A 6506-nucleotide genomic window follows, 5' to 3' on the forward strand; every position below is an offset into this window, starting at 1 on the left:
CGCGCATGCCCGACAAGCACTTGTCCAGCCAATACGACGCTGAGCTGGGCCAACTCTCCGGCAAGCTGTTGGAAATGGGGGGGCTGGTCGAAGCGCAACTGGCGCGCGCGATCGATTTGCTGGGGGAATACGAACCACGCCTGGTGAACGAGATCCTAGCCAACGAGAAGACGCTCAATGCCATGGAAGTATCCATGGACCAAGCCATCAGCAACGTCATCGCGCGGCGACAGCCAGCTGCGCGTGACTTGCGCCTGCTTATGTCCATGTCAAAGAGCACGACGAACCTGGAACGTGCCGGTGATGAAGCCCGCAAGATCGCAAAGAAGGCCAGGCACATCGCTGAGGATGGGCCCGCGCACGCGATCAACATCGCTGAGATCAGGCTGGCCGGCGAGTTGGCTTCTCGAATGCTCTACCGTGCGTTGAACGCATTTGCGCGGTTGGATGCGGCCGGCGCTGCGCAGGTGGTGCGAGATGACTTGGCCATCGACAATGAGTTTCGCGCGTTCGTGCGCAAGCTCATCACGTACATGATGGAAGACGCAAGTTCGATCGCGGTGGGCCTCGACTACCTCTTCATCGCAAAAGCTATTGAGCGCATTGGCGATCATGCGACCAATATCGCGGAGCTGGCGATTTTCGTGGCACACGGCACCGACGTAAGACACATCTCGCTTGAGGACCTCGAGCGCGAAGTGTCGGATCCTGACGCTTGACGAGGAACGCATGCCTGCCAATGTCTTGGTCGTTGAGGACGAGCCCGCCATCGCGGAGTTGCTCACGCTCACGTTGCACCATGGTGGCTTTCATCCGATCCATGCGGCAGACGCTCAGGTGGCGTCGTCCTTGGTCGCGGAAGTTTTGCCCGATCTCATCGTGCTGGATCGCGCGTTACCGGGAGGTTCCGGCATTGACTTCCTCCGTGCGCTCAGGCTCAGTGAACGTGGCTGTGAGGTTCCTGTCATCATGCTGTCCGCCTACGGCACCGAAGGCGACCGTGTTGAAGGCCTGGAAGCGGGAGCGGACGACTATCTGCCCAAACCATTTTCTCCCAAGGAACTGCTTGCCCGCATCAAGGCGGTCTTGCGCCGCCGTGCACCACAGTTGGCTGAGGAAGTGGTGGCCGTCCATGGATTGACGCTCGACACGGCCAGCCATCGCGTGTACGTCGCAAAGGGCCGGACCGAGATCCCGCTCAAAGTGGGCCCCACCGAGTTCAAGCTACTGCATTTCCTCCTGGCCCACCCCGAGCGGGTGCATAGCCGCGCCATGCTGCTCGATCAGGTATGGGGCGACCATGCCTTCATCGAAGAGCGTACCGTCGACGTCCATATCAAGCGACTGCGCACCGTGCTTAAGCCTGCAGGGTACGAGCCCATTATCGAAACAGTGCGGGGTAGCGGATATCGGCTCTCTGCACAGGGCATGGTCGACGCCACCCGGGTGGGCACAGGGGCACATTCACATGGCCACGCAACGCTGTCATCAACGCTATCACCGTAATGTCATGCCGATAGCGTTAGAATTATCGATTCGACCTGATTATCTACACGCCCAATGAAGGAAAAGGACGCCATCAAAGTCTTGTCGGCGCTGGCTCAATCTACGCGCCTGAACATTTTCCGCCGCCTCGTGATCGCAGGTCCGGAAGGCTTGAGTGTGGGCGTTATCCAGGAGGAGCTCGATTTGGCGAGCGCGACGCTGTCGTTCCATCTCAAGGAGTTGACGCATGCGGGCTTGGTCTCTGCGCGGCAAGAGGGGCGCTTCGTGTACTACGCACCCGAAATCGAGCACATGAACGAGCTGGTGGACTTCCTGACGGAGAACTGTTGCCAAGGCGCCGATTCGGCGGCATGCAAGCCCGCCAGGAAAGCCAAGTGCAAGCCGGTTCCTGCTTAACCCCACCCGACTTGCCATTCACCAAGTTTAGCAACTCGCCGCCTTGCGCTTGATCACAGCCGATACTGCCACAGTCGGTGCGCAACACGCGCTGTCTTCACCCGTCGAATTCCGCTGGGCAGCGTCAGCTCCAAACAGTGGGATATCAGCGAGGGTGTGATAGGTTTCCCAGGGCACTCCGGCCGGGTCTTGCGTCCAGTACTTGTTGGACGATGCGTAGCAGCACTGTGCGCCGGGCTGGTCCAGCACGGGAACGCTACCGGCCGCGACCTGTTCCCGAAGTTGCGCGAGTTCCTCATCGCTGTCGACCTGGAAGCCCAGATGATCGACGCCGATCTTGCCGCCACGTGCCGAGATGGCAAAGTTGATGCGAGGATCGTCCAGCATCCACTTGGCATAGTCGTCTTTCTGAACGGTGGGTGGCGCGCCAAAGAGGCCGCTATAGAACCGCACGCTCTCGCCGAGTTCCGGGACAACGACATGCACGTGAAATCGCTTCATTTTTGCCTCCGCTTCAGTGGTGGGGAACACGCGCATCCCGCAGAGCAGCAGTTCTCCATGAGAAAGCTGACGAGCGAGTCCATGTGCGCGTAGTTGGCGCTGTAAAAGATGTTGCGACCCTGGCTATGGCCTTCGATTAGCCCTGCCTGGGTCAATTCCTTCAGGTGAAAAGACAGCGTGGGCGGGGGCAGTCCAATTTGCTCTGCGATGCTCCCGGGGCTCATGCCCTCGGGGCCTGCGGTCACCAACAGCCGAAAGACTGTCAGGCGCCGATCATGAGCGAGAGCAGCGAGCGCTTTGACAACTGACTTGGCCTCCATCGATTTCATGCCGCGCTCCTTTATTCGGCTGGCGTCCGCAGTGCTGCTGCCTTTTGGTCCCGAAGCACGCGCTCTGCCAGCTCACGTACCGGATCCAGTGCACGGGATTCCTCAACGCGTTCACTGTACCGGTCGACTAGGTAGTCGGCCTTGCCGCGCAACAGCAATGTGAACTTCACCAACTCCTCCATGACATCGACCAGACGGTCGTAGTAGGACGAGGGCTTCATGCGTCCAGCTTCATCGAATTCTTCGTACGCCTTGGCCACTGAAGACTGGTTCGGAATGGTGAACATCCGCATCCATCGGCCAAGCTGCCGCAGTTGATTGACAGAGTTGAACGATTGAGACCCGCCACTCACTTGCATGACCGCAAGCGTGCGCCCCTGGGTGGGACGAACACCGCCCGCAGACAGCGGCAGATGGTCAATCTGCGTCTTGATGACGCCCGTGATCGTGCCGTGCCGCTCGGGGCTGCACCAGACTTGCCCTTCGGACCACAGAGACAACTCCAGAAGTTCTTTGACTTTCGGGTGGCTATTGCCCTCGACCTCGTCGACCAGCGGCAAACCTCGGGGATCAAAGATTCGCACCTCCGCCCCGAAACGCAGTAGCAGGCTGGCTGCCTCTTCCACGAGAAAGCGCGAGTAGGAGCGCGCGCGAAGGGAGCCATACAGCAACAGAATGCGAACCGGTGGTTCCTCCCACATGCCTAGGCGAGCTGCAATGTTCGTGTCGAGGAAATCTTCCTGCGCGGCAGGCAACGACGTGGCTTCATGCCCCGATACTTGGTGAGTGACTGTGTTCATGGTTCCTTTCCGCGCCCTGTGCCGGGCATCCTTGATATACATTATATTTCCGGTATTATGGAAATGTCAAATTGACCCGGGGGTGATGCGTGCTGACATCCAAAGGATTACCTATTGATTTGCCCGCGACACCAACCGAACCTCTAACACCCGAACCACGCGACCGGCGCGCGGTATGGGCGTTGGCGGTGGCACAGCTGGTTTCTTGGGGAACGGTCTACTACTCATTCTCACTGCTGGTGGGGCCGTTGGAGCAGGCAATGCACTGGAGTCGCACGTCGATGAACGGGGCGCTCTCCTTTGGCCTTCTCATCTCAGGTCTCGCTGCCTACCCGATCGGACACTGGATCGACGCAGGTCACGGTCGGCGCGTGATGGTGGCCGGGTCGGCGCTGTCAGGCTCGATGCTGCTCTTGTGGGCCCATGCGCAGTGGTTGCCTCTTGTTTTCGTCGTCTGGTTCGGGTTGGGCCTTTCCATGTCGGCCACCCTCTACGATCCGGTATTCGCCGTCGTCACGCATCGCTATCCGTTGACTTATCGGGCAAAAGTCACCTTGATCACGCTGGTCGCCGGCTTTGCCAGCACGATTTTCATTCCGCTCACGGGCTACTTGGTCACCACCGTAGGGTGGCGAACCACGTTGCTCGTGCTGGCGGTCATGAACCTGGCGATCTGCCTGCCGATTCATGCAATGTTTTTGCCATCATCGCGCAGGGCAAACGCAGGCAAGGTGGACCGTCGCGAACTCAAACGCACGAATGCGGTTTCGACCGCTCGAGCGCTAAGGTCGCCCGTATTTTGGGCGCTAGGAGTGTGCTTCACGGCGTACTACGCCGTGTTCGCCGGAATGACATTTCATCTTGTTCCCTTGATGACGGAGCGAGGCGTGCCATCCGCCGTCTTACTGGCAGTCATGGCAGTTGTCGGCCCGGCGCAAGTCGTGGCCCGTGTAGCCTGGTACGCATTTGGCAGGACCTTGCCGATCCATGTGGTCGGTACCGTGGTGGTGCTCCTGTTGCCGCTGGCGATCCTAGTGTTGATGGTCGCAGGGACGTCCACCCTCGGCCTGATGGCCTTCGCACTTCTATATGGCGCGGCCAATGGGATGATGACGATCGTGCGCGGCGTTGCAATCCAGGAGTTGCTCTGGACGCAGGGGTACGGCGCACTCAGTGGCATGCTCTCGTTGCCGTCGAATATTGCCAAAGGACTCGCCCCCATTGCCGTTGCGGGAGCATGGGGCTTGACCATGGCGTACGGTCCTGTCGAGCAGGGTTTTCTTTTCGTCGCATTGGTGGCGGCCGTGGCATACGTGATGGCAGGGCGATATAGCGGACGCAGGGTGCAGACTCCCGACTCCGGGTGCGTCATGCACGAAGGCTCCACCACAACCGACTAGGAACCGTTCATGAAACCAATCGAAATTCGGGATGCAACTCCTGGAGATTACTTTGCCATTCGGTCGCTCCTGGCTGCAGAGCGATTACCACTGGACGGCGTCGCCCCCGATAGCCCAGCGAGGTTTTTCGTGGCCGTCAATAGCCAGGAGATCGTTGGGTGCGTCGCTTTTGAAACCTATGCGAGCGACGGCCTACTAAGGTCGCTGGCTGTCGACGCTACTGTACGTGGGGCGGGGCTTGGTCGTCGTCTGGCAAGGCGGATCGAACATGAAGCCGCCAACGTGGGTATCCAGAATTTCTATGTGCTGACGACCACGGCTGCCGCTTATTTCAAGAAGCTCGGCTATGCCGCGACCGAACGAGGCATCGTCCCGGGGCTCGTGAGAGCGTCGGCACAGTTCGCGGCCATCTGCCCCGAGTCCGCGGCTTGCCTTAGCAAGCACTGTGAGCGGCTGGCCGGCGATTAAGCTGGACTGGCGAGCATTTCGCCGGATGGTCGAGCGACGTCTACCACCCATACCCACGGGTTCGTACGCCACGGTGCACGTGAGTAACTTGCATCCCAGGTTTCGCGAAAGCTGTCGAGTGCCGTCCTGCCGGGAACACTGACATGCCCATGAGCGCGGGCGTCGCTTCTTGCCATGGCGTGCAGCCGTGCCACGCTGGTGGACAGCACCCCCAAACTCAAACGACTCGCTGACCGCGCCATGCCGGCTGCGTTGTTCCACGTCGTGTCGACATCCTGAGCGCCGCCTTCCGGCCTCACACGGTAGTGCGGCGAGCCGTCCTGCCCCTGAGCCCAATCCTCGCGAATCCACAGGACATCACCAGGATCCCCATATGGACATCTGTCAACTATGCCCCGGGTCGCATCGTCGGGCATGCTGACAAAGAATTGCCTGTTCAACTCGCCCATCCTGTCGACGCACGCATAGGCGAAGCGCGGATTTCCCTGCACGGGGAACCTCAACCGCGTCACTGCGCCGTTCAGCAAACCGCGAATAGCCTCGTCTGGTAGGCGAATCGGAATTTCCCTAGGCGGATTGGCCTGCCAGACTGGGTCTGTACGCGGGTACTTCAAGGCCATGCGCTACGAGGCCTCGCCGGCGTTCGGCCGAATCAGCTTGGTCAGCTCCGGCAGGCGCTTCGCGATCGCTCGCTCGGCATCGCGCTCGATGGCACGGTACACCTCCAGCACACGCTGCCCCATCTCGGTCAGGTGTGCGCCTCCACCGTCGGCTCCACCTCGTTGTGTGAGCACCAGCGGTTCAACGAAATCTTGGTTCATGGCGGCGACCAGAGACCAGACGCGCTGGTAGCTCATGCGCAACTGTCGGCCGGTTTCGGCAATTGACCCCGTTTGGGCTATTCCCTCAAGCACATCCGCCTTGCCAGGGCCGATGGCCACCGCGTGCTTGATTTGCACACGGAAGCGCATGCTTTCGTTTTCGAGGGGGGAGGTGGTCAGCGTTGGTTTCATGGTGATGCCGGTTATCACGGTGGACGCGCACCGTTATAGGGGTCATGCCAAGATGAGGCCAGTTCGCTATCATAAGCCTTCAAGTAATGAAGG

At 60.0% G+C, this 6506-nt stretch carries 8 protein-coding genes and 1 pseudogene; 5 read left to right on the plus strand and 4 right to left on the minus strand.

Features of this window, described 5'->3' with window-relative positions:
* Positions 1–5 precede the first annotated feature (5 nt).
* The 3 genes and pseudogenes from phoU (at position 6) to QZ609_RS09445 (ending at position 1902) form a co-directional block, all read left to right on the plus strand.
* The gene (gene phoU / locus QZ609_RS09435; protein WP_182611480.1) at positions 6–719 is read left to right on the plus strand and encodes a phosphate signaling complex protein PhoU; all 714 of its coding nucleotides are present in this window, start codon (positions 6–8) and stop codon (positions 717–719) included.
* Positions 720–729: 10 nt separating this feature from the next.
* A pseudogene (gene phoB, locus QZ609_RS09440) lies at positions 730–1419 on the plus strand (phosphate regulon transcriptional regulator PhoB); the annotation flags it as partial.
* Between the two features lie 141 nt (positions 1420–1560).
* Positions 1561–1902: a metalloregulator ArsR/SmtB family transcription factor gene (locus QZ609_RS09445; protein WP_158117858.1), complete on the plus strand. Its 342-nt coding sequence runs from the start codon at positions 1561–1563 to the stop codon at positions 1900–1902.
* Positions 1903–1929: 27 nt separating this feature from the next.
* On the opposite strand, the gene QZ609_RS09450 is transcribed toward QZ609_RS09445, so the two are convergent.
* Genes QZ609_RS09450 through arsH form a run of 3 tightly spaced genes read right to left on the minus strand, consistent with a single transcriptional unit; the run spans position 1930 to position 3532 of the window.
* Complete coding sequence (locus QZ609_RS09450; protein ID WP_182611482.1) at positions 1930–2403, minus strand: ArsI/CadI family heavy metal resistance metalloenzyme; 474 nt, start codon at positions 2401–2403, stop codon at positions 1930–1932.
* Positions 2400–2723: a metalloregulator ArsR/SmtB family transcription factor gene (locus QZ609_RS09455; RefSeq protein WP_150317550.1), complete on the minus strand. Its 324-nt coding sequence runs from the start codon at positions 2721–2723 to the stop codon at positions 2400–2402. The genes QZ609_RS09450 and QZ609_RS09455 overlap by 4 nt, the downstream gene beginning before the upstream one ends.
* 20 nt (positions 2724–2743) lie before the next feature.
* Positions 2744–3532: an arsenical resistance protein ArsH gene (gene arsH, locus QZ609_RS09460; protein WP_182611483.1), complete on the minus strand. Its 789-nt coding sequence runs from the start codon at positions 3530–3532 to the stop codon at positions 2744–2746.
* Positions 3533–3621: 89 nt separating this feature from the next.
* Here arsH and QZ609_RS09465 point away from each other — a divergent pair, with 89 nt between their 5' ends.
* On the plus strand, positions 3622–4932 hold the full coding sequence (locus QZ609_RS09465) for an MFS transporter (RefSeq protein ID WP_295493706.1): 1311 nt from the start codon (positions 3622–3624) through the stop codon (positions 4930–4932).
* A 9-nt stretch (positions 4933–4941) separates the two neighbouring features.
* Positions 4942–5400, plus strand: coding sequence for an arsenic resistance N-acetyltransferase ArsN2 (gene arsN2 / locus QZ609_RS09470; protein WP_182611484.1), 459 nt, complete (start codon positions 4942–4944; stop codon positions 5398–5400).
* A gap of 623 nt (positions 5401–6023) precedes the next feature.
* Here the strand turns inward: arsN2 and QZ609_RS09475 are convergent.
* Positions 6024–6413 carry a LysR family transcriptional regulator gene (locus QZ609_RS09475; protein WP_182611485.1) on the minus strand — a complete coding sequence of 130 codons (390 nt, stop codon included), beginning with the start codon at positions 6411–6413 and terminating at the stop codon, positions 6024–6026.
* Positions 6414–6506 lie beyond the last annotated feature (93 nt).

The organism is uncultured Ralstonia sp. (assembly GCA_913056305.1).
GTDB lineage: Bacteria > Pseudomonadota > Gammaproteobacteria > Burkholderiales > Burkholderiaceae > Ralstonia.

Coding starts and splice junctions, on each gene's coding strand:
- arsN2 (WP_182611484.1), top strand. CDS start 4,942: ATGAAACCAATCGAAATTCGGGATGCAACTCCTGGAGATTACTTTGCC.
- arsH (WP_182611483.1), bottom strand. CDS start 3,532: ATGAACACAGTCACTCACCAAGTATCGGGGCATGAAGCCACGTCGTTG.
- QZ609_RS09475 (WP_182611485.1), bottom strand. CDS start 6,413: ATGAAACCAACGCTGACCACCTCCCCCCTCGAAAACGAAAGCATGCGC.
- QZ609_RS09450 (WP_182611482.1), bottom strand. CDS start 2,403: ATGAAGCGATTTCACGTGCATGTCGTTGTCCCGGAACTCGGCGAGAGC.
- phoU (WP_182611480.1), top strand. CDS start 6: ATGCCCGACAAGCACTTGTCCAGCCAATACGACGCTGAGCTGGGCCAA.
- QZ609_RS09445 (WP_158117858.1), top strand. CDS start 1,561: ATGAAGGAAAAGGACGCCATCAAAGTCTTGTCGGCGCTGGCTCAATCT.
- QZ609_RS09455 (WP_150317550.1), bottom strand. CDS start 2,723: ATGGAGGCCAAGTCAGTTGTCAAAGCGCTCGCTGCTCTCGCTCATGAT.